Source organism: Streptomyces sulfonofaciens, from assembly GCF_014656295.1.
Lineage (GTDB): Bacteria > Actinomycetota > Actinomycetes > Streptomycetales > Streptomycetaceae > Streptomyces > Streptomyces sulfonofaciens.
In genome coordinates, this window is sequence record NZ_BNCD01000025.1 from 52,975 (window position 1) to 79,109 (window position 26,135).

18 protein-coding genes are annotated in these 26,135 nt (G+C 74.4%); 7 read left to right on the plus strand and 11 right to left on the minus strand.

Annotated features, from left to right (window positions below):
• Nucleotides 1-76 precede the first annotated feature (76 nt).
• The 6 genes from nirD to soxR all read right to left on the minus strand — a co-directional run bounded on the left by nirD (nucleotide 77) and on the right by soxR (nucleotide 7,133).
• A complete protein-coding gene (gene nirD, locus IE313_RS29725) occupies nucleotides 77-553 on the minus strand; it encodes a nitrite reductase small subunit NirD (protein WP_189937681.1) in 477 nt (158 codons plus the stop codon).
• On the minus strand, nucleotides 550-3,165 hold the full coding sequence (nirB, locus tag IE313_RS29730; RefSeq protein ID WP_229925078.1) for a nitrite reductase large subunit NirB: 2,616 nt from the start codon (nucleotides 3,163-3,165) through the stop codon (nucleotides 550-552). Before nirB ends, nirD begins: the two co-directional genes overlap by 4 nt.
• A gap of 138 nt (nucleotides 3,166-3,303) precedes the next feature.
• A complete protein-coding gene (locus IE313_RS29735) occupies nucleotides 3,304-4,926 on the minus strand; it encodes an NAD(P)/FAD-dependent oxidoreductase (protein ID WP_308439229.1) in 1,623 nt (540 codons plus the stop codon).
• Between the two features lie 253 nt (nucleotides 4,927-5,179).
• Nucleotides 5,180-5,881: a class F sortase gene (locus IE313_RS29740; protein ID WP_189937683.1), complete on the minus strand. Its 702-nt coding sequence runs from the start codon at nucleotides 5,879-5,881 to the stop codon at nucleotides 5,180-5,182.
• Nucleotides 5,882-5,906: 25 nt separating this feature from the next.
• On the minus strand, nucleotides 5,907-6,419 hold the full coding sequence (locus IE313_RS29745; protein WP_189937685.1) for a hypothetical protein: 513 nt from the start codon (nucleotides 6,417-6,419) through the stop codon (nucleotides 5,907-5,909).
• A gap of 255 nt (nucleotides 6,420-6,674) precedes the next feature.
• Complete coding sequence (gene soxR, locus IE313_RS29750) at nucleotides 6,675-7,133, minus strand: redox-sensitive transcriptional activator SoxR (RefSeq protein ID WP_189937687.1); 459 nt, start codon at nucleotides 7,131-7,133, stop codon at nucleotides 6,675-6,677.
• Between the two features lie 64 nt (nucleotides 7,134-7,197).
• Here soxR and IE313_RS29755 point away from each other — a divergent pair, with 64 nt between their 5' ends.
• Nucleotides 7,198-7,899, plus strand: a complete 702-nt coding sequence (locus tag IE313_RS29755; protein WP_189937689.1) for an NADPH-dependent FMN reductase — start codon at nucleotides 7,198-7,200, stop codon at nucleotides 7,897-7,899.
• A gap of 232 nt (nucleotides 7,900-8,131) precedes the next feature.
• Here IE313_RS29755 and IE313_RS29760 read toward each other — a convergent pair whose 3' ends face one another.
• Nucleotides 8,132-9,784, minus strand: a complete 1,653-nt coding sequence (locus tag IE313_RS29760; protein WP_189937691.1) for a M4 family metallopeptidase — start codon at nucleotides 9,782-9,784, stop codon at nucleotides 8,132-8,134.
• Between the two features lie 231 nt (nucleotides 9,785-10,015).
• Between IE313_RS29760 and cutA the strand changes: the two genes are divergently transcribed.
• Nucleotides 10,016-10,354, plus strand: coding sequence for a divalent-cation tolerance protein CutA (cutA, locus tag IE313_RS29765; RefSeq protein WP_189937692.1), 339 nt, complete (start codon nucleotides 10,016-10,018; stop codon nucleotides 10,352-10,354).
• A 435-nt stretch (nucleotides 10,355-10,789) separates the two neighbouring features.
• On the opposite strand, the gene IE313_RS29770 is transcribed toward cutA, so the two are convergent.
• Together IE313_RS29770 and IE313_RS29775 are read right to left on the minus strand one after the other, a co-directional pair.
• Nucleotides 10,790-13,126, minus strand: coding sequence for a molybdopterin oxidoreductase family protein (locus IE313_RS29770; RefSeq protein WP_189937694.1), 2,337 nt, complete (start codon nucleotides 13,124-13,126; stop codon nucleotides 10,790-10,792).
• Between the two features lie 227 nt (nucleotides 13,127-13,353).
• On the minus strand, nucleotides 13,354-14,010 hold the full coding sequence (locus IE313_RS29775) for a SanA/YdcF family protein (RefSeq protein WP_229925071.1): 657 nt from the start codon (nucleotides 14,008-14,010) through the stop codon (nucleotides 13,354-13,356).
• Nucleotides 14,011-14,537: 527 nt separating this feature from the next.
• On the opposite strand from IE313_RS29775, the gene IE313_RS29780 reads away from it, so the two are divergent.
• The 5 genes from IE313_RS29780 to IE313_RS29800 all read left to right on the plus strand — a co-directional run bounded on the left by IE313_RS29780 (nucleotide 14,538) and on the right by IE313_RS29800 (nucleotide 22,134).
• Nucleotides 14,538-15,467, plus strand: coding sequence for a sirohydrochlorin chelatase (locus IE313_RS29780; RefSeq protein ID WP_189937698.1), 930 nt, complete (start codon nucleotides 14,538-14,540; stop codon nucleotides 15,465-15,467).
• A 139-nt stretch (nucleotides 15,468-15,606) separates the two neighbouring features.
• Nucleotides 15,607-17,112 (plus strand): deoxyguanosinetriphosphate triphosphohydrolase, encoded by a 1,506-nt coding sequence (locus tag IE313_RS29785; protein WP_189937700.1) that lies wholly within the window; start codon nucleotides 15,607-15,609, stop codon nucleotides 17,110-17,112.
• A 180-nt stretch (nucleotides 17,113-17,292) separates the two neighbouring features.
• Nucleotides 17,293-18,558: an NAD(P)/FAD-dependent oxidoreductase gene (locus IE313_RS29790; RefSeq protein ID WP_189937702.1), complete on the plus strand. Its 1,266-nt coding sequence runs from the start codon at nucleotides 17,293-17,295 to the stop codon at nucleotides 18,556-18,558.
• Nucleotides 18,559-18,797: 239 nt separating this feature from the next.
• Nucleotides 18,798-20,714: a DNA primase gene (dnaG, locus tag IE313_RS29795; protein ID WP_189937704.1), complete on the plus strand. Its 1,917-nt coding sequence runs from the start codon at nucleotides 18,798-18,800 to the stop codon at nucleotides 20,712-20,714.
• A 94-nt stretch (nucleotides 20,715-20,808) separates the two neighbouring features.
• A complete protein-coding gene (locus IE313_RS29800) occupies nucleotides 20,809-22,134 on the plus strand; it encodes an RNA polymerase sigma factor (RefSeq protein WP_229925072.1) in 1,326 nt (441 codons plus the stop codon).
• A gap of 252 nt (nucleotides 22,135-22,386) precedes the next feature.
• On the opposite strand, the gene IE313_RS29805 is transcribed toward IE313_RS29800, so the two are convergent.
• Both IE313_RS29805 and IE313_RS29810 read right to left on the minus strand, forming a co-directional pair.
• The gene (locus IE313_RS29805) at nucleotides 22,387-24,315 is read right to left on the minus strand and encodes an ABC transporter ATP-binding protein (RefSeq protein ID WP_189937706.1); all 1,929 of its coding nucleotides are present in this window, start codon (nucleotides 24,313-24,315) and stop codon (nucleotides 22,387-22,389) included.
• Nucleotides 24,315-26,048, minus strand: a complete 1,734-nt coding sequence (locus IE313_RS29810; RefSeq protein ID WP_189937708.1) for an ABC transporter ATP-binding protein — start codon at nucleotides 26,046-26,048, stop codon at nucleotides 24,315-24,317. The genes IE313_RS29805 and IE313_RS29810 overlap by 1 nt, the downstream gene beginning before the upstream one ends.
• Between the last annotated feature and the right edge of the window lie 87 nt (nucleotides 26,049-26,135).

Genomic DNA, 26,135 nt, shown 5'->3' on the forward strand with positions numbered 1-26,135 from the left:
GAGAACAGGACGCCGGTGACGTTGGTCCGCAGCACGGTGTCCCAGTCCCGTTCGTCGGCCCGGTCGAGCGGCCCGGTCAGGCGGCCCGGACCTCGGCCGCCCGGATCCGGTACGCCGCCACCGACACCTCGTCGTCGTCCAGGCAGCGTCCGTCCGTCAGGGCGAAGCGCTGCTTGAGCAGCGGTGAGGCGACGAAGGGCGTGCCGTCGGCGGAGCCCAGCAGGCCGCGGGAGAGGACGGAGGCGCCCGTGAACGGATCGCGGTTGTCGATCGCGTGCAGCCGCCCGGTCCTGTCCAGGAAGAGCGCGACCTGCCGGCCGTCCGGCAGCAGCACCGCCACCCCGCGTCCGGCCGTCAGGCGCGCCGCGTCGCAGACCGTGCGCCAGCCGTCCTCCAGGAGTAGCTGGATCCGCAGCGTCCCGCCGTGGACCGTGCCGGCCGGGTCGCCGGACCCCGTCCCGGGCCCCGGTGCGGGTGCGGCCGCACCGGTCGGTGCCGCGCCGCCCGGCGCGGGCCGCTGCCCCGCCGGCTGCCTCGTCGGTGCCGTCGTCATCGCGCGGAGGTTCCTTCCAGGAGTGCGGTCGGGCCGTTGCCCGCCGGGGCGGGTGCCGGAGGCCGGGTGCCCAGCGAGAGCAGGGGCAGGTCCGGCTTGATCTGGTCGCGCTCCGGGACGAAGCCGACCGTCGGGTCGGGCACGCCGGGCGCGTTGACGAAGGAGACGAAGCGGGCCAGCCGCTCCGGGTCGGCGAGCGTCTGCGCCCACTCGTCGCGGTAGTGGGACACGTGGTCGGCCATCAGCGCCTCCAACTCGGCGCAGATGCCGAGCGAGTCGTGCACGACCACGTCGCGCACGTGGTCGAGTCCGCCCTCGATCCGCTCCAGCCAGGCGGCGGTGCGCTCCAGGCGGTCCGCGGTGCGGATGTAGAACATCAGGAACCGGTCGATCAGCCGCACGAGATCGGCGTCGGAGAGGTCCTGGGCGAGCAGGTCGGCGTGCCGCGGGGTGGCGCCGCCGTTGCCGCCGACGTAGAGGTTCCAGCCGTCCGCCGTGGCGATCACGCCGAAGTCCTTCGACCGGGCTTCCGCGCACTCGCGCTGGCAGCCGGAGACCGCGGACTTCAGCTTGTGCGGGGAGCGCAGCCCCCGGTAGCGCAGCTCCAGGTCGATCGCCATCCGCACCGAGTCCTGCACCCCGTAACGGCACCAGGTCCGCCCCACGCAGGACTTCACCGTCCGCAGGGCCTTGCCGTACGCGTGCCCCGACTCGAAGCCCGCGTCGACCAGCCGCGCCCAGATGGCGGGAAGCTGCTCGACCCTGGCTCCGAACAGGTCGATACGCTGACCTCCCGTGATCTTGGTGTAGAGGCCGAAGTCCCGGGCCACCTCACCGATCACGATCAGCTTCTCGGGAGTGATCTCACCGCCGGGGATGCGCGGCACCACCGAGTACGACCCGTTCCTCTGGAGGTTGGCGAGGAAGTGGTCGTTGGTGTCCTGGAGCGCGGCCTGCTCACCGTCCAGGACGTAGCCGCTGGCGCCCAGCGCAGGGGCCAGCGAGGCGATGATGGAGGCGACCGCGGGCTTGCAGACCTCGCAGCCCTCGCCGCCGCGCGCACCCTCGCGCCCGTGCCGGTCGAGCAGCTCCCTGAAGCCGGTGATGCGCAGGGCGCGCACGGTCTCGTAGAGCTCCTGGCGGGTCTGCGCGAAGCAGCCGCACAGGCCCTTGTCGACCTCGATGCCGCCCGCCTCCAGCTCGGCCGCGACCAGCCGGCCGAGTACCTGCACACAACTGCCGCAACCGGTGCCGGCCCGGGTGCACTTCTTGACGTCGGGGACGGTGCCGCAGCCCTGCTCGGTGACGGCGGCACGGATGGCGCCCTTGGTGACGTTGTGGCAGGAGCAGATCACGGCCGTGTCCGGAAGCGCGGTGGGCCCGAGCACCGCGGGGCCGCCGGCGCCGGCCGGCAGCACCAGGCGCTCGGCGGGCACCGGCGGCACGGAGCCGGTCATCGGCCGCAGCGTCCCGTACGCCTCCGCGTCGCCGACCAGGACACCGCCGAGCAGCGACCCGTCCGCGGCGATCACGAGCTTCCGGTAGACGCCGGAGCGTGAGTCGGCGTACACGACGTCGAGGCTGCCCTCCGCCGTGCCGTGCGCGTCGCCGAAGGACGCGACGTCCACACCGAGCAGTTTCAGCTTGGTGGAGGTGTCCGCGCCGGTGAACTCCGCGGGCGCCGTCGCCGTCCGCCCACCGGGTCCCGTGCCCGCGGCCGCGGCGATCGCGGCCGCGGCGGCCTGCGCCATCTCGTAGCCCGGCGCCACCAGGCCGTAGACCCGCCCGTCCACGGCCTGCGCGCACTCGCCGATGGCGAAGACGGCCGGGTCCGAGGTGCGGCACCGGGCGTCGACGGCGATGCCGCCCCGCTCGCCGACGGCGAGCCCGCACTCGCGTGCCAGCGCGTCCCTGGGCCGTACGCCAGCGGAGAAGACCACCAGGTCGGTGGCCAGCTCGCTGCCGTCGGAGAGCCGCATCCCGGTGACCCGGCCGTCAGCACCGACGGTGATCTCCTGGGTGCCGGTACCGGTGTGCACGGTCAGGCCCATGCCCTCGATGGTGCGCAGCAGCGCGGCGCCGCCCGCCTCGTCGACCTGGACGGGCATCAGCCGGGGCGCGAACTCCACGATGTGCGTGGCGAGGCCGAGGCCCTGGAGCGCACCGGCCGCCTCCAGGCCGAGCAGCCCGCCGCCCACCACGGCGCCGCTCGCCCGGCCCTTCGCGTACTCCTCGATGGCCAGCAGGTCCTCGACCGTCCGGTAGACGAAGCAGCCCGTCGCGTCCCGGCCCGGCACCGGCGGTACGAACGGGTACGAGCCGGTGGCCAGTACCAGCGTGTCGTACCCGACGACCCGGCCCGAGCGGGCGGTGACCGTGCGCGCCGCCCGGTCGACGCGCTCCGCCGGGTCGCCGAGCGCCAGCTCGATGCCGTGCCCGGCGAGGAAGGCGGGATCGGTGAGCGAGAGGTCCTGCGGGGTGCTTCCGGAGAAGTAGGAGGTGAGGCGGACACGGTCGTAGGCGGGGCGGGGCTCCTCGGCCAGCACGACCACCCGGTGGGTGCCGGTCAGGCCGAGTTCGGCCAGCGCCTCCAGGAACCGCTGGCCGACCATGCCGTGCCCGACGAGCACGAGGGTGGGACGGCCGGAGCGGTCGGCCCCGTGGGGCGTGCCGGTGTCCCCGCCGGGCGCGGGCGGGCCGCCGGGGCGCGCGCCGGGGGCCGGGTGCGTGTCCGTTTCCATGGGCATGGCTCAGGAGCCTCCGTCGTTGGTGAGCAGGTGGAGCAGCGGGGCGCCGTTGCCACTGCCGCCGGTGCCGGTGCCGGTGCCGGTGTCGTCGTCGTAGAGCGCGTCGTCGGCCTCCCAGGCCCTGGCCAGCGCGCCGACGGTGCCCAGCTCGCCCAGCAGCACCCCGCCGGCCAGCCGGTCGCCGCGGACGACGAGCTTGCGGTACGTGCCCCGGGTGGCGTCGGTGAGCTGGACGACGTCGTCACCGGGGCGCGGCTCGGGGTCGCCGAAGGCGGCCAGCTCCAGGTGGGCGGCGGGGGCCGCGGCCGGCGTGGTGGTCGTGGTGCTTCCGGTGTGCGCCGGGGTGCTTGCGGGGTACGACGTGTCCGCGGTGAGCGCCGTGTCCGCGGTCTCTGCGGTTCCGGTGGTCTCTGGGGTTCCGGTGGTCCTGATGGCGCCGGGGGTTCCGGTGGTCCGTGTGGGCCCCGGTGCGGCAGTGGCGCTCCCGGCTGCGGGGGCGTTCGCGGTGGTCGCGAGGGTGAGGCGGGTCAGGGCGCGGGTGCCGCGGTAGCGGACGGGCGGGTGGGGCGGGGTGAGCGCGCGGGCCAGCAACTCGGCCTGGTCGAGCGCGGCCGCGGCCAGACCGGGGACCTCGCCCGCGTGCTCCGCGCAGTCGCCGATGGCCCGGATGTGCGGGTCGCAGGTGCGCAGCTCGTCGTCCACGACGATGCCGCGGCGCACCTGGAGACCGGCGTCGGCCGCCAGGCCGGTACGCGGCCGCACCCCGCAGGCGAGCACCAGCAGATCGGTGCCGAGCACATAGCCGTCGGCCAGTTCCACGCTGCGCACCGCCCCCGCCTCGACGCCCACGCCGCGCACCCGGCACGCGGTGTGCACCTCCACGCCGAGTCCCTTCAGATGCCGGTCCACCAGGCGCCCTGACGCCGGGTCGAGCTGGCGCTCCATCAGGTGCTCGGCCTGCTGGGCCAGCACCACGCCGGCGCCCCTGCGGGCCAGTGCCCCGGCCGCGGAGACCCCGAGCAGCCCGCCGCCCACGACCACCGCCCGGACCCCGGGCCGCACCGCGGCGGACAGGGCGAGGCAGTCGTCGAGGGTGCGGAAGGCGTGCACACCGCGGGGGAGCGCGGCGGCGCCCGGGGTGAGCAGGCCCCGCAGCGGCGGCAGCACCGGGTTGGAGCCGGTGGCGAGGACGAGCGTGCCGTACGGGACCACGGTGCCGTCCGCACAGTGCACGGCCCGGCGCGCCCGGTCGATGCGGGTGGCGCGGGTGCGCAGGAAGGTGCCGTGCGGCCGGGGCAGCGCGATGACCTCGGGGCCGTAGCGGTGCGCGAGGACCTCGGCGAGCAGGACGCGGTTGTACGGGGCGTGGGGTTCGTCGCCGATGAGGACGACGCCGGACCCGGGGCCCCGCGCGGCACCGGAGCCGGTGCCCGAACCGGCTCCGGTGCCGGTGCCGGGTGCCGCGGTCGGGCCGGCAGGCTCGCCGAGCCGTTGGGCGAGGTGCACCCCGGCGAGTCCGGCACCTATGACCACGAAGGGTGCGGTGGGTGCGGATCCGGGTGCGGGTGCGCTGGTGCCCGGCGCGCGCTGCGCCCCGGGCGCCTGCGGTGGCGGTTGCGGCGGCATGTCCCGAGCGTGCGGCGCTGGTGTTACCCGGTGGCATCCCCGCTGTTTCCCGCGCGGAACGCTGCGCTCAGCGGGCGGGGGAGCGGGATGTGAGGCGGCGCGCAGGACCGCGCGCCCGGCCGTGGCAGGCTCCGGTCCTGCACTGTCCCGCGGGGGACTGCCGCTCCCACCTGTGGTCCGCGCTCGGTGGCCATCGTCCGCGGGGGCCGTGCGCGCACCGCCCGGCGGCTCCTGCCGGGGCCCGGGGCCCGCCTCACGTGGGGCGTGGCCCGCCGGGGGGCGGGGAACCGCGCGCCCCGCTGAGCCGGGTGCCGCTGAGCCGGGTGCCGCCCGGCCGCGCGCCCGTGAGGTGGGCGAACACCACCACGTTGCCCCGGTACCCGGTCCGCTCCGAATAGCCGCCGCCGCACGTGATCACCCTCAGCTCGGGCCGCCGCGCGGCGCCGTACACCTTGGCGTCCGGGAAGTTCTCGGTGTCGTAGACCTCGACGGCGTCCACTGTGAACACCGCCACGGTGCCGTCCCGGCGCTCCACCTCGACCGTGCTGCCCTTCCTGAGCGCGCCCAGGCCGAAGAAGACGGCGGGTCCTTCGGCGTTGTCGACGTGCCCGGCGACGATGGCGGTGCCCGTGGCACCGGGCACCGTGCCGTCCTCGTACCAGCCGGCGAGGTTCCTGCGCTGCGGCGGTGGGACGGCGAGGCTCCCGCGCGGGGTGAGGCCGAGCCCGGCCAGCGGGGCGTCCACACCGATCGCCGGGATGCGTATCCGCTCCGGTGCCACGGGGGCGAGCGGAGCCGCGGCAGGGCCGGCCGGGGCGCCGGCGGAGGGGGCGGCCTGCGCTGCCGAGGGCTGGGGCGGGGGATGGCCCCGGGTGCCGCTGCCCAGCAGCCAGGCGCCGGTGCCCAGGGCGGTCACGCTGACGGTGGCTATGAGTACGGTGCTGGTCCTGGCCATGCCGCTCCCTTCCGTCCGTCCGCACTCAGAGCGCGTCGCCCCGCACCCGTCGGTGCAGCAGCCAGGTGCCGCCCGCCGCCGCCACCCCGAGCGCCGCGATGCCGCCTGCGGTGCGCACCGGATCGGGCCCCAGCGCCCCGCCGACACCTGTCGCCACATGGCCCTTCGGCGGTGCCCCGTACCCGGCGGCCGCCTGCATGACCGCCAGGTCGCCGCTCACCCGCGTACGGTCCTGGCAGGTCGCGACGATCTCGTAGGTGCCGGGCTGCGCCGTCCGGGGCACCGTGAAGCGGCCCGTCTGGCGCCCGGCACCGGGCGCCAGCGCGAACCTGCCGGCCCCCACCGTGCTGGCGTCGCCCGTCGCCATGCCGCCCGCGCCGCACGCGGCGGTGTGCACCGTGACCGTGGCACCGGGCGCGGCGCTGAACGGCGACACCTGAAGGCCGTCGGGGCCCGCGGCGGGCGCGGGTGCCGCCGCGGCCAGGCCCGTCACGGCGGCGGCGAGGAAGGACGCGGTCAGTAGGCGGGCTGTGCGCATGGTGCTCGCTCCTCGGAGGGGGCACGGCCCGCGGCACCCCCGAGGTGCCGCTGCGTCGGTCGCGCCCCTGCCCTACCGAGGTAAGTGCCAGTCGGCCGTGCCCGCCTCCCGTGTGCGGCCCAAAGGACCTGCCGCCGCACGGCACCTGACAGGGCGACAGATACGTTTGAGCAGGTCACGGCGGGTGCACCGGGCGGGCTCCGAAGTAGGACGTGGACGGCTGTGAACGGGTGACCGGCGCCGCGGCCGCCCGCCTCACTCCTCCATCAGCCGCCGCGGGCCCGGGCCGCGGGTGGACAGCTCGTCGTACGGATTGGACAGCGCACAGCGGTCGAGGGAGAGGCAGCCGCAGCCGATGCAGTCGCTGAGGTTGTCGCGCAGGCGCTGGAGGGCGCGGATCCGCGCGTCCAGGTCGGAGCGCCAGCACGCGGAGATGCGGGCCCAGTCCTCCTGGGTCGGAGTCCTGTCGTCCGGCAGCAGGCCCAGCACCTCGCGGATCGCGGCGAGGGAGATGCCGAGCCGCTGCGAGGTGCGCACGAAGGCCACCCGGCGCAGCGTGTCGCGGGTGTAGCGGCGCTGGTTGCCTGCGGTGCGGCGGCTGTGGATGAGGCCTTCGCGCTCGTAGAAGCGCAGGGCAGAGGTGGCGACGCCGCTGCGCTCCGCGAGCTCTCCCACGGTGAGTTCCCTGGCGTTCGGTGTGAGGTGCGTCGACATCTCGCCAATGTAACCTCGTCACGCGCTTGACTTGAAGCGTCCTTCAAGTTGGAGGCTCCCCGTCATGCAGACCACCGACACTCCGACGCCGACGTCCGCGCCCACTTCCGCGACGTCGACCGCTCCGACTGCTTCGACCGCTTCGACCGCCACGGTCCCCGCGCCGGGGTCCGGCTCCGCGCCGGGCGCCCTTCCGATCCGGACCGCCGTGGTCATCGGCAGCAACCGCGACGGGCGCTTCGGGCCCGTCGTGGCCGACTGGCTGCTGTCCCGGCTGAGACCGCGCGCCGACCTCGACGTCGACGTGATCGATCTGGCCGCGACCGACCTGCCCACGGCCCTGACCTCACGCCCCTCCCCGGACGTGGCGGCCGAACTGGCCCGGGTCAGCCCGAAGCTCGCCGCCGCCGACGCCTTCGTCGTGCTCACCCCCGAGTACAACCACTCCTACCCGGCCGCGCTGAAGAGCCTCATCGACTGGCACTACGCGGAGTGGCAGGCCAAGCCCGTCGCACTGGTCTCCTACGGAGGCGTCTCCGGCGGCCTGCGTGCCGTGGAGCACCTGCGGCAGGTCTTCGCGGAGCTGCACGCCGTCACGATCCGCGACACCGTCTCCTTCCACAACGCGGGCAGCCACTTCGACGAGGAGGGCCGCCACCGCGACCCGGCCGTGGCGGACGCGGCCGCTCGGCGCATGGTGGACCAGCTCGTGTGGTGGGCGAGGGCACTGCGCACGGCCAAGGAGGAGCATCCGTACACGGCATGAGGGCGCCCACGGCATGCGGGCGCCGCCGGGGCGCGGAGCGGCCGGCCCGGTACGAGTGTCCCCGGTCCGGCGCAAGGCGACCGCCCCGGCACAGGGCGACCGCCCCGGCTCATCGGGCCGGGGCGGTCGCCCTCGGTGGTGCGTGGCGTGCGCGTGCGGTGCGTGTGCGTGTGCGTGCGTGCCGTGTGCGTGCGTGCCGTGCGCGTGCGTGCCGTGCGTGTGCGCGGTGGGGCTAGTTCACCGACACCGCGGACCAGGCCGCCGCCACGGCGGCGTGCTCGGCGCTGTTCGCACCGTAGAGGTCCGACGCCGCGGAGAGCGTGGCCTTGCGCGCGCCCGCGTAGTCGGTGGAGGAGGTCATGTAGACGGTGAGCGCGCGGTACCAGAGCGCGCCGAGCTTGTCCTTGCCGATGCCGGTCAGCGAGGATCCGTTGCAGGTGGTGCCGTCGCTCCGCACCCCGCCGATGTCCTTCGGCCCGCTGCCCTCGGCGAGCAGGTAGGCGAAGTGGTTCGCGACCCCGGACGAGTAGTGCACGTCCAGGTTCTTGACCGACGAACTCCAGCAGTCCGCCGACTGGCCGTCCTTCGAGGGCTGGTCCATGAACCTGAGCGCCTGCGTGCCGGCGCCGGACCGGACGATCTTCTCGCCGATCAGCCAGTCCCCGGGGTCCGAGGCGTTCTTCGCGTAGAACTCCACGAGCGTGCCGAAGATGTCCGACGTCGCCTCGTTCAGGCCGCCGGACTCACCGGAGTAGGTGAGGCCCGCGGTGGCCGCCGTGACGCCGTGCGACATCTCGTGGCCGGTGACGTCCAGCGCCACCAGCGGTCCGAAGGTCGTCCCGTCGCCGTCGCCGTACGTCATGCAGAAGCAGGTGTCGTCCCAGAAGGCGTTGTTGTAGGCGTTGCCGTAGTGGACCCTGTTGTACGAGCCCTTGCCGTCGTTGCCGATGCCGTTCCTGCCGTGCACGTTCCTGTAGTAGTCGAAGGTGGTGTCCGTGCCGTACTGGGCGTCGACCGCCGCGCTGGCGCGGTCCGTGTCGGAGCCCGTGCCCCAGTGGTTGTCGGCGTCGGTGAACAGGTCGGCCGGGGCGCGGCTGATGCAGATGGTCAGGATGCACAGGTCGGTCTTGTTCCGGGCGTCACCGGTGTACGTGCCGCCCCGGGTGGCGTCCGACAGCTCGTAGCCGGAGCCGCCCTGGGTGGTCTGCAACGGCACGGTGCCGCTGTACAGCGACTTGCCGTCGCCGGTGGCGCTCTCCAGCGAGTCCCAGGCGTCGATCCGGCTGCCGTCCGAAGCGTCGGTGAGCACCACCCGGGCCACCGGGTTGCCCAGCGGGTCCTTGCCCGCCGTGCCGGTCCGCCAGGCCAGTCGCGGCGCCCCGTGCAGCGCGTCCACGACCAGTTCCGGCCTGGTCACCACGCTGCTGAGCCGCTCGCCGCGGTGCGCGCCGCGCAGCGCGCCCGCGCCCAGGCCGGCGGCCCGCTGCGACGACAGCAGGGGGGTGACGGAGGGTACGGACACGTCCCCGGACACCGCGCGGTCGGCACCGCGGTAGCCGCCGTCCGGTGCCAGGTGGACGACGAAGTCGCCGCCGAGGACGGGCAGCCCGCGGTACGTGCGGTCGTAGCGCACGTGCTGGCTGCCGTCGGGGTCCACGACGACGTCGCGGACGGTGCTCTTCTCGGCCTTGGTGAGGTCGAGGTCCGCGGCGTGGTCGCCGACCGCCGTTTCCGCGTGGCGGATGGCGTCGGCGCGGCTCCACTGCGGTGGCGCGTCCGCACCGGCTGTCGGGGCGAGGGCCGCGGCCAGCAGGGTGACGGCGGCGGCGAGGGTGCCGGCGAGGGTGAGGGGAGCGGATATGCGGGGCGCTCGGATATGTCTCATCGTGTCGTCGGCCTCCTCGGGAACACGGGAGTGCGCGCACGCGGCACGCTGATGTCCCATCAGGTGTACGGGCTGATGACCTGGCATGTCCATACCGCCTCGGGTGGAGAGGCGGTGCAAGGGTTGCAACGGGTGAGAATCGGTGGACCGTTTCGGAGGGAAGGGACCGCGGGGTGCGCCGGTGCGGCACCGGGCCGCCGGCGGGAACCGCGGGACGAGAGGAGTACGCCCATGACGACCGACACCAGCGCCTCCGCCTGGCTCACCGTGCTGACCACCACGGACGCCGCGGAGAAGGCGGAACACCTGGCACGCGGTGCGGTGCGGGCGCGGCATGCCGCGTGTGCGCAGATCAACGGGCCGGTGACGTCCGTCTACCGGTGGAAGGGGGAGATCGAGACAGCGCAGGAGTGGCAGGTGCTCTTCAAGACGAGCGAGGGCCGCTATCCGGAGCTGGAGTCGTGGCTGCTGTCGGTCCACGACTACGACACGCCCGAGATCATCGCCACACCGGTGGTCCGCGGCAGTGCGGGCTACCTGGGCTGGCTGGAGGAGGAGACGGCCGGATAGCGCAGGGGCGGGGGCGGGGGCGGGGCGCGTTCGTGCCGGACGGTGGGCCCGCCCCCTCGACGGTGGGCCCGCCACCGGTGGTGGGCCGACCCCGGTGGTCGGCTGCTGCGAGAACGGTGGGCCCGCCAGGCCGGCCAGTACGGACAGGGCGGCACCGGTGGTGGCCCCGTGCCCCGGTGGCGCGCGTGCGGCGGTGGGACGGGACGGACGGGACGGACGGGACGTGGTGCGGTGGGGCGGGCGGAGCCGGCGGGTGGCGCGGGCCTCCGGCGCGGGCGCGGGCGTGGGCGCGTGCGCGGGCACGGCGGTGGTCCGGCGCGGGCCGGCGTGCCGGTGCGGGCCTGCGTGCCGGAGCGCGGCACGGAGCGCGGCGGCGGGCGGCCGTGGTGAGGCGCCGACCAGCGCTTCCCGCACTGCTGCCGTCCGCCCGCGCACTCAGCCCTCGGCACGCTCCACCCGCACCGCGCACACTTTGAACTCGGGCATCCGCGAGGCGGGGTCGAGCGCCGGGTTGGTCAGCGTGTTGGCGCGTCCCTCGCCCGGCCAGTGGAAGGGCATGAAGACCGTGTCCGCACGGATGGCCGTACTGATGCGGGCCGGTGCCACGGCCCGGCCGCGCCGTGAGACGACGGCGATCCGCTCGCCCTCGGCGACCCCGATCCGGGCGGCCAGGCGGGGGTGCAACTGGACGAACGGGCCCGGTTCCGCGGCGTCGAGCTCGGCCACCCGCCGGGTCTGCGCCCCGGACTGGTAGTGCGCCAGGACCCTTCCCGTGGTGAGGAACACCGGGTACTCGGCGTCCGGCTCCTCCGCGGCGGGCCGGTGCGTCACCGGTGCGAACCGGGCACGTCCGTCCTCGGTGGCGAAGCGGTCGAGGAAGAGGCGGGGTGTACCGGCCGGTGTGTCCGGCGGCCGCCGCACGTCGGGGAGCGGGCTGTCCGTGAGCGGCTTGCCGGGGAGCGGCCCAGCAGGTGAGGGCCCGCCAGGGAATGGCCCGTCAGGCAATGGCCCGTCACGGAGCGGTCCGCCTCGGAGCGGCCCGTCCGGGCCGGGCCTCCTGCCCGGCTCGGGCCACCCGTCCGGGTCGGGCCTCCCGTCCGGGTCGGGCCTCCCGTCCGGGTCGGGCCTCCCGTCCGGGTCCGGCCCCGTGCTGCCGGACTGTTCCTCCTCCGGCGCCGGGCACGGCCAGAACACGCCCTCGCCCGCCGCGAGCGCACGGTAGGTGATGCCCGAGTAGTCCGCGGGGCCGCCCGCCGACGCCCGGCGCAGCTCGCCGAAGACCTCCTCGGGGTCCGCCGGGAACCCCTTCTCCACACCGAGCCGTGCGGCCAGCTCGCCGAGAACGGCGAGGTCCGACCTGACGCCGGGCGGCGGTGCCACGGCCTGCCGCCGTAGCAGCACCCGGCCCTCCAGGTTGGTGACCGTCCCGGTCTCCTCGGCCCACTGGGTCACCGGCAGCACCACGTCCGCGAGCGCCGCCGTCTCGGAGAGCACCACGTCGGCCACGGCCAGGAAGTCCAGTGCGCGCAGCCGTTCCTCGACGTGTGCGGCGCGCGGCGCGGAGACGACCGGATTGGACCCCATCAGCAGCAGTGCGCGGACGTCGGAGCCGAGCGCCTCCAACAGCTCGTAGGCACTGCGGCCGGGCCCCGGCAGCCGGTCGGGGTCGACGCCCCACACCTCGGCGACGTGCCGCCGCGCAGCCGGGTCCGTCAGCTTGCGGTAGCCCGGCAACTGGTCGGCCTTCTGGCCGTGCTCGCGCCCGCCCTGGCCGTTGCCCTGACCGGTCAGGGCGCCGTACCCGGACAGCGGCCGGCCCGCGCGCCCGGTGGCGAGGCAGAGGTTGATCCACGCGCCGACCGTGTCGGTGCCCTTGGACTGCTGCTCCGGGCCGCGGGCGGTGAGCACCATCGACGACCCGGCCGTGCAGAACATCCGCACCGCCTCCCGCAGCAGCGGCACCGGTACTCCCGTGATCCGCTCCACGCGCTCCGGCCAGTGCGCCATCGCCGCGGCCCGCGCCTGCTCCCAGCCGCTGGTCCGCTCCCCGATGAACGCCTCGTCCAGGTGCCCCTCGGCCACCACCAGGTGCAGCAGGCCGAGCGCGAGTGCGAGGTCGGTGCCGGGCCGGGGGGCCAGGTGCAGGTCGGCCTGCTCGGCGGTCCTGGTGCGGCGTGGATCGACGACGACCAGCCGGCCGCCGTTCGCCTTCAGCTCCGTCAGGTAGCGCAGCGCGGGCGGCATCGTCTCGGCGAGGTTGGAGCCGACCAGGATCACGCAACCGGTGCGGGCGACGTCCGCCAGCGGGAACGGCAGCCCGCGGTCCAGGCCGAACGCCCGCTGCTGGCCGACCGCCGCCGACGCCATGCAGAACCGGCCGTTGTAGTCGATCTGCGAGGTGCCGAGCACCACCCGCGCGAACTTCCCCAGCGCATACGCCTTCTCGTTGGTCAGCCCGCCGCCGCCGAACACCCCGCAGGCGTCCGCGCCGCCCGCCGTCCGCGCCCGGGCGAGGCCCTCGGCCACCCGGTCCAGGGCCTCGGCCCAGCTCGCCGGCGCCAGGTCGCCCGAGGCCGTGCGCACGAGCGGCTCCGTCAGCCGGGCGGCGGGGGAGAGCAGGGCGGTCGCGGTGCGGCCCTTGCCGCACAGGGCGCCGCGGTTCACCGGGAAGTCGGGGCGCTCGGCGACGGCCACGCCCGCCGGTCCCGGCACGAGGTTCATGCCGCACTGGAGGGCGCAGTAGGGGCAGTGGGTGGGAGTGCGCGGCTGCATATCCGCACGGTGCACCGTGCGTGTTACGGGGCCCGGCCGCACGGGTTACGGCGCCGGTACGGGCGGCTCCCCGGGCCGGCGGGCGTGCGGTGAGGCGGGTCCACGGGCGTGAGGTGGGGATGGTCCATGGGCGAGAGATCGGGCGGGCCGCGGGCACGGCGCCCCGCACCTGTGGCCCGTACCCGTCGCCCCGTGCCCGTGGCGCCGCATCCCTCGCCCCGTACCCGTCACCCCGCCCGGGCCAGTGCCTCGGCTATGCCCTTCTCCCTGGGGCCGAGGAAGCGCGGGTCCGGCCGGACGGCGGCGTCCACGGCGGCCTTGGCCGCGGCGAACAGTTCTCTGGTGGCGCCGTAGTACCAGGTCGTGTCGCGGACGTCGGCGACCCCGACGCCGTACGGGGTGAGCCCGGCGGCCCTGCAGAGCGCGACCGCACGGCGGATGTGGAAGTCCTGGCTGATCAGCACCGCGCGCCGCACTCCGAAGACCTTCCTGGCGCGTATGCACGAGTCCCAGGTGTCGAAGCCCGCGTAGTCGGTCACGACCCGCCGGCCGGGCACGCCGTGCCGGGCGAGGTAGGCGCGCATGGCGTCGGGCTCGTCGTAGTCCTTGCGGCTGTTGTCGCCGGTGACCAGGACGACCTTGATGCGGCCGGTCGTGTACAGCAGGGCCGCGGTGTCCAGGCGGTGGGCGAGGTAGGGGGACGGTTCGCCGTCCCACAGGCCCGCGCCGAAGACGACCGCCACCTCCGTGCGCGGCACGTCGCCCGGGGTGCGCAGGCGGCCGTCCGCGGTCAGGAACATCCAGGTGGCGGGCAGCAGGGCGAGCACGCACAGGCCCATGAGGACCTGCACGGCGCGCCGCCGGCCCGCGCGGTCCCTCGGCATCCCCGGCCACGCAGGCCACCACGGCACCCGCGCGGGGCCCCGCCCGCGCCACCGCTCCGCCGCCGGCCCCGCCCCCGACCGCCCCGCGGGCCCCCGCGCCTGCGCGGGCGCGCCCGCCGCCGACCGCTCCCGCTCCCCGGCACGCTCCGCGGACCCCGCAGCCCCCGCGGACGCCCGGGCGTCCGGGCGCTTCCGCGGCTCCCGTGCGCCGTCGCGCCGAGGCCCCTCGGACAGGCCCCTCTCCGCCCGCTGCGGAGGACCCGCCCCCTCGGTGCTCCCGCCATGCCCCATCAGACCCCCTGTCCCGTCCCCGTGACTCCCGACACCCGCGCGCCCACACACCCGCGCGCCCACACACCCGCGCGCCCGACGCCCGCGCATCCCCGCTCCCGCCCCCTCACCGGTTGTCGGTGATCCACCGTAGGACACCCCACTGACAACCGCCCCGCGAGCACCGTGAGCCGGGCAGAAAGCGGCTGTGACCGCCGTGCAACGGGACCGCAACGTGCCGGGGCCACCATCGCTTCATGACGGTGCCAGGCAATCCGCTCACGACGGTGTCCAGCAATCCGCGCAGCGCACTCCCCGCCCGCGCCGCGGGAGCCCCGCCCGCGCTTGTCGCCGTGGCGCACGGCAGCCGTGACCCGCGGGCGCTCGACACCGTCCGGGCCCTGCTCGGCCTGGTGCGGGCGCTGCGGCCGGAACTCACTGTGCGGTTCGGGCACATCGAGCTGAACGAGCCGCCGCTGTCCGCCGCGCTCGCCGCCCTGCCGCCCGGCCGCGCGGTGCTGGTGCCCCTGCTGCTCGGCCGCGGGCACCACGTCTCGTACGACATACCGGCCGCCGCGGCCGACGCGCCGCACCTGGAGAGCTGTTTCGCCGCCCCGCTCGGACCGCATCCGCTGCTCGCCGAAGTGCTCCACGAGCGGCTGCTCGAAGCGGGCTGGCGGGTGCCCGGTCCCGCCGACGGCCCCCCGGGGCCCGGCGCCCGCGAGGTGTCCGCCGCCCGGGCGACCACGGGGCACGGGGCCGTGCCCCGCATCCGCGGCGGGCGCCCGCGCCGCCGTCCGCACCCGTCCGCCACGCACGCCGTCGTGCTGGCCGCGGCAGGCTCCCGTGACCCGGACGCGGCCGTGGACACCCGTGCGACGGCCGCGCTGCTCGCCGCCCGCCTCGGAGTGCCGGTGGTCCCGGCGTACGCGTCCGCTGCCGCGCCGAGCGTGCCCGAGGCGCTACGGATGCTGGCGATCGGCGGCTGGCGGCACACCGTCGTCGCCTCGTACTTCACCGCCCCGGGGCGGTTCGCGACCCAGAGCGCGGATGCGGCCGCAGGATGCGCCTCCGCGCCCCTGGGCGCCCACCCCGCCATGGCCCGCCTCCTCCTGCACCGCTACGACCAGGCCCTCGCCACGGCCGCCCGGCGCCGTCCTCAGCCCCACCGCCTCACCTCCGCCTAGGGCCCGGACGGCGCTCCCGGGCCGCGCTCACCCGCCCCTCCCGGCAGCGAGGGACCGGACCCGCCGGCCCCCGCGCCCGGCCGCGTCCCCGCGCCCGCGTACCCGGCCGGAACGCCCCCTTTGCGCGTACTGTCGGTGCATGGAAGGCACCACACCGGGCACGGGGGAGGCTGTGCACCCCTCCTCCTCAGCGTCGTCTGCGTCGTCTGCGTCCCCGACGCCGTCCGCGCCCTCCGTGCCGCCGGCGCCGTTCCCGGGCGCCGCGCGCTACGACGCCGCGGCCCTGGAACGCTGGGCCGCGGAGCCGGACAAGCGCCCGGGACGCACCGCGTTCCAGCGTGACCGCGCGCGCGTGCTGCACTCCGCGGCGCTGCGCAGGCTCGCAGGCAAGACGCAGGTCGTCACCCCCGGCACCTACAGCCAGGCGTGGGACCCGAGCCCCCGCACCCGTCTGACGCACTCCCTGGAGTGCGCCCAGGTGGGCCGCGAGCTCGGCGCGGCCCTCGGCTGCGACCCCGACCTCGTCGAGACCGCCTGCCTCTCCCACGACCTCGGCCATCCGCCCTTCGGCCACAACGGCGAACAGGCCCTGAACGAGGTCGCGAAGGACTGCGGAGGCTTCGAGGGCAACGCCCAGTCACTGCGGCTGCTCACCCGCCTCGAACCCAAGCGGTTCGTCCGGGCGGGCACCGTGACCCGGGCGGGTGCCGCGGGCGGTCCGTCCGCGGACCCGCCGCAGCAGACGCCGGGGAACCCGCCAGGACCGTCCGAGGAACTGGTCAGCGTGGGCCTCAACCTCACCCGTGCGGCTCTCGACGCCGCCACCAAATACCCCTGGCCGCTCGGCGGCCACCCCACCGACCCGGACTCGCGGAAGTTCGGCGTGTACGAGGACGACCGGCCCGTCTTCGACTGGTTCCGCAGGGGCGCCCCGCCGTACCGCATCTGCTTCGAGGCCCAGGTCATGGACTGGTCCGACGACGTCGCCTACTCGGTGCACGACCTGGAGGACGGCCTGCACGCCGGACACGTGGACCCCAACGCGCTCTGCGCCGAGCCGGAGCGCCGCGCGATCCTCGACGTGGCGATCGGCAGGTACGTCCCCGCGGACACCGGCCCCGAGGAGCTGGCTGAGGCGCTCGACCGGCTGCTCGACCAGGAGTGGTGGCCGCACGGGTACGACGGTTCCTCCGTGGCCCAGGCCCGCCTCAAGGACGCCACCAGCCAGCTCATCGGCCGGTTCTGCCTGGCCGCCGAGTCCGCCACGCACGCCCGCTGGGGGCCCCGGCCCGGCGGCGGGCGGGCCGGGTCCGGCGCCGGCGGGCTCAGCAGGTACGAGGCACAGCTCGTGGTGCCGCGCGCCACCCGCAACGAGTGCGCGGTCCTCAAGGCCGTCGCCGACCTGTACGTCATGCAGCGCGCCGAGCAGGAGCGGCTCCGCGCCGACCAGCGGGTGATCGTCGCCGAGCTGGCCGCCGCCCTCGCGGCACGGGCGCCGGAGGGCCTGGACCCGCAGTTCCGGGCGCTGTTCGACACGGCCGCGGACGACCGGGCCCGCAAACGTGTGATCGTCGACCAGATCGCGTCCCTCACCGACGCCACCGCCCGCGCCCTGCACCGCAGGTTCACGCGGCGGGCGGCCTGAGCGGCCCCCCGGGGCGGGGTGGCCCGCCGGCGCCCGGCCCCGCGGGACCCGTGTCCCGGCGGGCCTCGCGGGCACCGGGTGTGACGACCACTGGCCTGTTCGGGCCACTCCCTCTTCCCGCGGCAGGCAGGGTGCGGGAGGCTCGCATAGGGCGCCATGGTCAACAGGAGGAGGCACCAAGTGGTCGACGCGGATCAGACGTTCGTCATCGTCGGAGGAGGCCTGGCCGGAGCGAAGGCGGCGGAGACGCTCCGCGCCGAGGGCTTCACCGGGCGGGTGATCCTCATCGGCGACGAGCGTGACCATCCGTACGAGCGCCCGCCGCTGTCCAAGGGCTACCTGCTCGGCAAGGAGCCGCGCGACAGCGTCTTCGTCCACGAGCCCGCCTGGTACGCACAGGCCGACGTCGAACTCCACCTCGGCCAGTTCGCCGTCGCCGTCGAACGCTCGCAGAAGGCGGTACGGCTCGGCGACGGCACCCTGGTCCGCTACGACAAGCTGCTGCTGGCCACCGGTGCGGAGCCGCGCAGGCTCGACATCCCCGGTACCGGCCTCGCCGGCGTGCACCACCTGCGGCGGCTCGCGCACGCCGAGCGGCTGCGCGGCGTCCTCGCCTCGCTCGGCCGGGACAACGGCCACCTGGTGATCGCCGGCGCGGGCTGGATCGGTCTGGAGGCCGCCGCGGCCGCGCGCGAGTACGGTGCCGAGGTCACCGTCGTGGAACCGCAGGCGGCACCGCTGTACGGGGTGCTCGGGCCCGAGGTCGGCCAGATCTTCACCGACCTGCACGCCGAGCACGGCGTCCGCTTCCACTTCGGCGCCCGGCTCACCGAGATCGTCGGCCAGGACGGCATGGTCCTCGCGGCCCGCACCGACGACGGCGAGGAGCATCCCGCGCACGACGTGCTCGCCGCGATCGGCGCCGCCCCGCGCACCGCCCTCGCCGAGTCCGCCGGCCTTGACCTGGTCGATGCCGCCCGCGGCGGCGGGATCGCCGTGGACGCCTCGCTGCGCACCTCGGACCCGGACATCTACGCCGCCGGCGACGTGGCCGCCGCACGGCACCCGCTGTTCGGCGGCGACCGGCTGCGCGTCGAGCACTGGGCCAACGCGCTGAACGGCGGCCCCGCGGCCGCCCGCGCCATGCTCGGCCGCGAGGTCAGCTACGAGCGGGTGCCGTACTTCTTCTCCGACCAGTACGACGTGGGCCTGGAGTACTCGGGCTGGGCGCCGCCCGGATCCTACGACCAGGTGGTGCTGCGCGGGGACGCCGCCAAACGGGAGTTCATCGCCTTCTGGCTCGCGGACGGGCGGGTGCTCGCCGGGATGAACGTCAACGTGTGGGACGTCACCGGGCCCGTCCAGAAGCTGATCGCCGCCCGCACCCGGGTGGACGCGGACGCCCTGGCGGATCCGTCCGTGCCCCTGGACTCCCTCGCCGGCTGACCCGCCGGCGGCCCGGGACCGCACCTTTCCCGCGGCCCGCCGCAGGCCCGGGACCGGAGGAGGACCCCGCCCGCCCGCGGTCGTCCACGGCCCTTTCCACGGCCGCGCACGGCCGCCGCCCGGTGGGCGGGAGGGGGCCGCAGGGGCCCCCGCGTGCCGGCGGCGGCCGCCCGCTCAGGGGTGACCGGTCGCACCCTTGCGCGTACCCCCGCGGTGCCGCGGCGCCGTAGAATCTCCGCGTGGCCGGCAGGATCAACGACGAGGACGTGAAGGCGGTACGGGACGCGGTCCCGATCGACGCCGTGGTGTCCGAGTACCTCCAGTTGCGCAACGCGGGCGGCGGCAACCTGAAGGGGCTGTGCCCCTTCCACGACGAGAAGTCCCCCTCCTTCCAGGTCAGCCCGAGCAAGGGCCTCTTCCACTGCTTCGGCTGCCAGGAGGGCGGCGACACCATCACCTTCGTGATGAAGGTCGACCACCTCACCTTCTCCGAGGCGGTCGAGCGCCTGGCCGCCCAGGCCGGTATCACCCTGCGCTACGAGGAAGGCGGCTACAACCCCGCACACCAGCGCGGTGAGCGCATCCGCCTGGTGGAGGCCCACAGGGTCGCGGCGCAGTTCTACGCCGAGCAACTGGACACCGGAGCGGAGGCGGAGGCCGGCCGCGTGTTCCTCGCCGAGCGCGGCTTCGACCAGGCCGCCGCCGTCCACTTCGGTGTCGGCTACAGCCCGGCCGGCTGGGACCACCTCACCCGCTACCTGCGCGGCAAGGGCTTCAGCGACAAGGAACTGCTGCTGTCCGGACTCTCGCAGGAGGGCCGGCGGGGCCCCATCGACCGGTTCCGCGGCCGGCTGATGTGGCCCATCCGGGACATCGCCGGGGACGTCGTCGGCTTCGGCGCCCGCCGCCTGCGCGATGACGACACGGGGCCGAAGTACCTCAACACCCCGGACACCGCGATCTACCGGAAGTCCCAGGTCCTGTACGGCATCGACCTCGCCAAGAAGGAGATCGCCAAGTCCAGCCGGGCCGTCGTCGTCGAGGGCTACACGGACGTCATGGCCTGCCACCTCGCCGGGGTCACCACGGCCATCGCGACCTGCGGCACCGCCTTCGGCGGCGATCACATCAAGATCCTCCGCAGACTGCTGATGGACAACGGCTCGGCACGGGTGATCTTCACCTTCGACGGCGACGCGGCGGGCCAGAAGGCGGCACTGCGGGCCTTCGAGGACGACCAGAAGTTCGCCGCCGAGACCTACATCGCCATCGCACCCGACGGCATGGACCCCTGCGAGCTGCGCATCGCCAAGGGCGAGGACGCCGTGCGCGACCTGGTCGAGCCGCGCACCCCGCTCTTCGAGTTCGCGTTGCGCCAGATCGTGGCCCGCTACGACCTGGAGACGCCGGCGGGCCGTGCGGCGGCGCTGGACGAGGCGGGGCCCGTGGTGGCCCGCATCAAGAACAGCGCCTCCCAGCACGAGGTGGCGGTGCAGCTCGCGGGCATGCTCGGCATCCTGGACACGCAGTTCGTGGTGAGGCGGGTGGCGCAACTGGCGCGCTGGGCCCGCGACCGCGGCGGCCGCGGCCCGGCACCCGCCGGCCCCCCGCGCGCCCCGCACGGCGCCCCGGCACCCGGCCCGGCCCGCCCCGCGCGCCACGCAGGGCCCGCGCTCAACCTCCGCAGCCCCGCCCACCGCACCGAGCGGGAACTGCTGAAACTCGCCCTCCAGTACCCGGAGCTGGTCTCGCCGGCCTTCGACGCCTACGGCGCCGACGAGTTCACGGCACCGCCGTACGCGGCGGTGCGCGTGGCCATCGAAGAGGCGGGCGGCGCCGAACTCGGCGCGAAGGACGGCCCGGACTACCTGGCCCGGGTCCGCGAGGCCGCGCCGGACGACACGGTCCGAGCGATGGTCACCGAACTCGCCGTCGAGACGATCCTGCGCAGGACCGTCGACGACATCTACGCGGCCACCCAACTGGTGCAGGTCCGGCTGCGCGCGGTGGATCGCCGGGTCCAGGAGATCCAGGGCACCCTGACCCGCCTGTCGACCGGCGGTGACCCGGCCCATCTGGCCGCCGTGCAGAACGAGTTGTGGGTCCTGCAGCAGTACGGGCGCTCCCTGCGCGAACGGGGCGCGGACGCCCTCTGAGGCGGCAGGGTAACCGAACGGTCACGGCCAGGACTCAAAAAGTCGTCGCACGCCCCTCGTGGCGGAGATGTGTCGTAGCGCACACTGGGGTGCGGTGCCTGAGTCCTCGGAGCGCGGCCGGCCCGCCCAAGGCGGGCGCCCCACCCTCGCGGTTCCGCTCATCGTGTCCGGGACGGTCAGCGGCGCGGCCGCCGACACCGGTCCCGCCCTACCGCTGTCGCATGCCTCAGCAGCGATCATCCTGGAGGTCGCCCCCGTGCAGACCCAGACCCTCACCCCTGTCGACGGCGCCGCGGACACCGGCGCGGCGACCGACGTCCTGCCCGCGGTGCCCGCACAGGATCGGGCCGCCCACCACCCCGAGTCCGGGCCCGCGGCCGCTTCGGACGGCTCCTCCTCGGCGGCGGACGCCCCGCCGGTGGACGGCAGGTCCGGCCCGGACATGGCCGAGGCGATGGAATCCGGTCAGATCACACCGGTCGGTGCCGCCGTGCGTGCCGAGTCCCAGGGGCCGTCCTCCGATCTGTTCCGGCAGTACCTCCGTGAGATCGGCCGCATACCGCTGCTCACCGCCGCCGACGAGGTCGAGCTGGCCCGCCGGGTCGAGGCCGGGCTTTTCGCCGAGGAGCGGCTCGGCACCGCCGCCGACCTCGACTCCCGGCTCGCCATGGACCTGGACCGGCTGGTGGTAATGGGGCGGATGGCCAAGCGGCGCCTGATCGAGGCCAACCTGCGGCTCGTGGTGTCGGTGGCCAAACGGTACGTCGGCCGCGGACTGACCATGCTGGACCTGGTGCAGGAGGGCAATCTCGGGCTGATCAGGGCGGTCGAGAAGTTCGACTACGCGCGTGGCTACAAGTTCTCCACCTACGCCACCTGGTGGATCCGGCAGGCCATGTCCCGCGCCCTCGCCGACCAGGCGCGCACCATCCGCGTCCCCGTGCACGTCGTGGAACTCATCAACCGCGTCATCCGGATCCAGCGGCGGATGCTCCAGGAACGCGGGTACGAGCCGACGCCGCAGGAGGTCGCCGCCCAGCTCGACCTGACCCATGAGCGGGTGAGCGAGGTGTTGCGCCTCGCGCAGGAGCCGGTGTCGCTGCATGCTCCGGTCGGCGAGGAGGACGACGTCGCCCTCGGCGACCTCATCGAGGACGGCGACGCGGCCTCCCCCGTGGAGTCCGCCGCGTTCCTGCTGCTGCGCCAGCACCTGGACGCGGTGCTCTCCACCCTCGGGGAGCGGGAGCGGAAGGTGGTGCAGTTGAGGTACGGGCTCGCGGACGGGCGGCCGCGGACCCTGGAGGAGATCGGCCGGATCTTCGGCGTGACCCGGGAGCGCATCCGGCAGATCGAGTCCAAGACCCTCGGCAAGCTCCGCGACCACGCGCTGGCCGATCAGCTCAGGGGCTACCTGGACTGACCCGGCGCCACGTCCCTGTCCACCGGGCCCGCCGCCGTCCACCGGCCCGCCGCCGCGGGGGACCGACCCGGCCCTGCGCCGGCCGGGCCGCCGCGGGCGCGCTGCCCAGCCGCTCGGGCGCGGCCCCGGGCCAAGAGGCCCCGGGCCCAGGACGCCCCGAGCCAAGAAGGGGCTTCCTGGACCCGGCGGCGGCCCAGGAGCCGGGACATGGGGGTTTCCGCCCCTCGGCCGGTCCCTCGGCCGGTCCCTCGGTCAGTCCACCTCCGCGACCGCCTGGGCGAACTGCGCCGCGTACAGCCGCGCGTACGCGCCCCCGGCCAGCAGCAGGGACTGGTGCGTGCCCTGCTCCACGATCGAGCCGCTCTCCATGACGAGGATGGTGTCCGCGTCCCGGATCGTGGAGAGCCGGTGCGCGATCACGAACGACGTCCTGCCGTGCGCCAGCTTCGCCATCCCCTTCTGGATCAGCAGTTCCGTGCGGGTGTCGACGGAGCTGGTCGCCTCGTCGAGCACCAGGATCACCGGGTCCGAGAGGAACGCCCGGGCGATGGTGATGAGCTGCTTCTCCCCGGAGCTGACGCCCGTCCCCTCGTCGTCGATCACCGTGTCGTAGCCGTCCGGCAGCGTCCGGATGAAGCGGTCCGCGTGTGCAGCGCGTGCCGCCTCCTCCACCTGCTCCCGGGTGACCTCGCCGGGCGCACCGTAGGCGATGTTCTCCGCGATGGTGCCTCCGAACAGCCAGGTGTCCTGGAGCACCATCCCGATGCCGGAGCGCAGCTCGTCGCGGGACATCCTCGCCACGTCGACGCCGTCGAGCGTGATCCGCCCGCCCGTCACCTCGTAGAACCGCATCAGCAGGTTCACCAGGGTGGTCTTGCCCGCACCGGTCGGGCCGACGATCGCGACCGTCTGCCCGGGCTCGACCGTCAGCGAGAGGTCCTCGATCAGCGGCTTGTCCAAGTCGTAGCGGAACGAGACGTGCTCCAGCTCGACCCGTCCGCGCAACCGCTCCGGCTTCTCGCCGGGGACCGGGTCGGCCTCCTGCTCCTCGGCGTCCAGCAGTTCGAAGACCCGTTCGGCGGAGGCCACACCGGACTGCACCAGGTTCGCCATCGACGCGACCTGCGTCAACGGCATCGAGAACTGCCGCGAGTACTGGATGAATGCCTGCACGTCGCCGATCGACAGCGTGCCCGAGGCGATCCGCAGCCCGCCGACGACCGCGACCAGTACGTAGTTGAGGTTGGAGACGAACAGCATCAGCGGCTGCATGATGCCGCTGTTGAACTGCGCCTTGAACCCCGCCTCGTAGAGGGCGTCGTTCTGCTCGGCGAACAGCCGGGCCGACTCCTCCTGGCGGCCGAAGACCTTCACCAGCGTGTGGCCGGTGTACATCTCCTCGATGTGGGCGTTCAGCGCCCCCGTGGAGCTCCACTGGCGCACGAACTGCGGCTGCGAGCGCTTGCCGATGGTGGTGGCGACCACGTACGACAGCGGCACGGTGACGAGCGCGACCAGCGCGAGCACCCAGGAGATCCAGAACATCATGACCAGCACGCCGACGATGGTCAGCAGGGAGTTGATCAACTGGCCCATGGTCTGCTGGAGGGTCTGGCCGAGGTTGTCCAGGTCGTTGGTGGCGCGGCTGAGCACCTCACCGCGCTGCCGCTGGTCGAAGTACGACAGCGGCAGCCGCGAGAGCTTGGCCTGCACCTCGCCGCGCAGCCGGAACACGGTCAGGTTGATCGCCCGGTTCGCCAGCCGGGTGGAGACCGCCATCAGCAGGCCCGCCACCAGGAACGTGCAGGTCGCCAGCAGCAGCACCATGCCGACCGCGTCGAAGTCGATGCCCCTGCCCGGGGTGAAGTCGATCCCGGAGAGCATGTCGGCGACGCCGCCCTGGCCGCGTGCCCGCAGCCCCTGGATGGCCTGGTCCCTGGTCACTCCGGCCGGCATCCTGCGGCCGATGATGCCGCCGAACACGAGGTCGGTGGCCCGCCCCAGGATCTTCGGGCCGACCACCGAGAGGGCCACGCTCAGCACCCCGGCACAGACCATCACGATCATCGTGGGCCGCTCGGGCCTGAACTGCCTGATCAGCCGTCTGCTGGAGCCCTTGAAGTCCATCGACCGCTGGGTCGGCCTGGTGCCGGCCATCATCCGTGCGCCCGGCCCCGACATCAGGCGGCCTCCGCTTCCGTCAGTTGGGAGAGGACGATCTCCCGGTAGGTCTCGTTGTCGGTCATCAGTTCGTGGTGCCGCCCGGTGCCGACCACACGGCCCTCGTCGAGGACGATGATGCGGTCCGCCTCCCGGATGGTGGAGACCCGCTGGGCGACGATCACCACCGTCGCCTGCGCGGTCTCCGCACTCAGGGCCGCGCGCAGCGCCGCGTCGGTCGCGTAGTCGAGCGCGGAGAAGGAGTCGTCGAAGAGGTAGATCTCCGGGCGCTGGACGAGCGTGCGCGCGATCGCCAGCCGCTGCCGCTGGCCGCCGGACACATTGGTGCCGCCCTGGGCGATCGGTGAGTTGAGACCGCCGTCCAGCTTCTCGACGAAGTCCCGGGCCTGCGCGACCTCCAGCGCGTGCCACAGCTCGTCGTCGGACGCGTCCGGGTTGCCGTAGCGCAGGTTGGTGGCGACCGTGCCCGAGAACAGGTAGGGCTTCTGCGGGACGAGTCCCACCGTCTTCGCCAGCAGCGCCGGGTCGACGTCCCTGACGTCGGTGCCGCCGACCAGCACCGCGCCCTCGGTCGCGTCGAAGAGCCGGGGCACGAGGCCCAGCAGGGTCGACTTGCCGCTGCCGGTCGAGCCGATCACCGCGGTCGTCTCGCCGGGCTGCGCGACCAGGCTCACGCCCTTCAGCACGGGCTCCTCGGCGCCGGGGTAGCGGAAGCCCGCCGCACGGACCTCCAGATGGCCGTGGCTGCGCAGCCGGTGCACCGGCGCGGTGGGCGGCGTGACGCTGCTCTCCGTGTCCATCACCTCCTCGATGCGCTCGGCGCACACCTCGGCGCGCGGCACCATGATGAACATGAACGTGGCCATCATCACGGCCATCACGATCTGCATGAGGTACGCGAGGAAGGCGGTTAGCTGGCCGATCTCCATCCCGCCGCTGTCCACCCGGTGCGAGCCGAACCAGACCACCGCGACCGAGGACAGGTTCACCACCGTCATCACCAGCGGGAACATCAGCGCCAGCATCCGCCCGGTGCCCAGCGACGCCTGGGTCAGCTCGTCGCTGGCACCGTGGAAGCGCTCCTTCTCGTAGCGCTCGCGCACGAAGGCGCGGATCACGCGGTTGCCGGTGATCTGCTCGCGCAGGACGCGGTTGACGGTGTCCAGGCGCTTCTGCATGGCGCGGAACAGCGGGCGCAGACGGCGCACGATCAGGCTGACGGCGATGGCGAGTACCGGTACCACGGCCAGCAGCACCCCGGACAGCGGCACGTCCTGGCCGAGCGCCATCACCACACCACCGACGCACATGATCGGCGCGGAGGCCATCAGGGTGAACGACATCAGTACGAGGGTCTGCACCTGCTGCACGTCGTTGGTGGTCCGGGTGATCAGCGTGGGCGCACCGAAGTGGCTGACCTCACGGGCCGAGAAGGACTGCACGCGGTCGAAGATGGCACCCCGGACGTCCCGGCCGAACGCGGACGCCGTGCGGGCACCGTAGAAGACGGCTCCCACGTTGCACACGACCTGCGCGACCGTGGTGGCGAGCATCACCGAGCCGTGCGACAGGATGTAGCCGGTGTCGCCGTTGACGACGCCGTTGTCGATGATCTCCGCGTTGAGCGTGGGCAGGTAGAGCGTGGCGCTGGTCTGCAGGAGCTGCAGCAGCGCCAGAAGCACGAGCGGCCTCCTGTACGGGCGCAGATGGGTCCGCAGAAGTCTTATGAGCACGCTTGTCTCTTGATCTCTCGGGGGCAGGGCGGGTCGTCTCCGTGCCGACTCGGGGAGGAGCGGACGAGGCCGGGCGGCGGCCGGCGG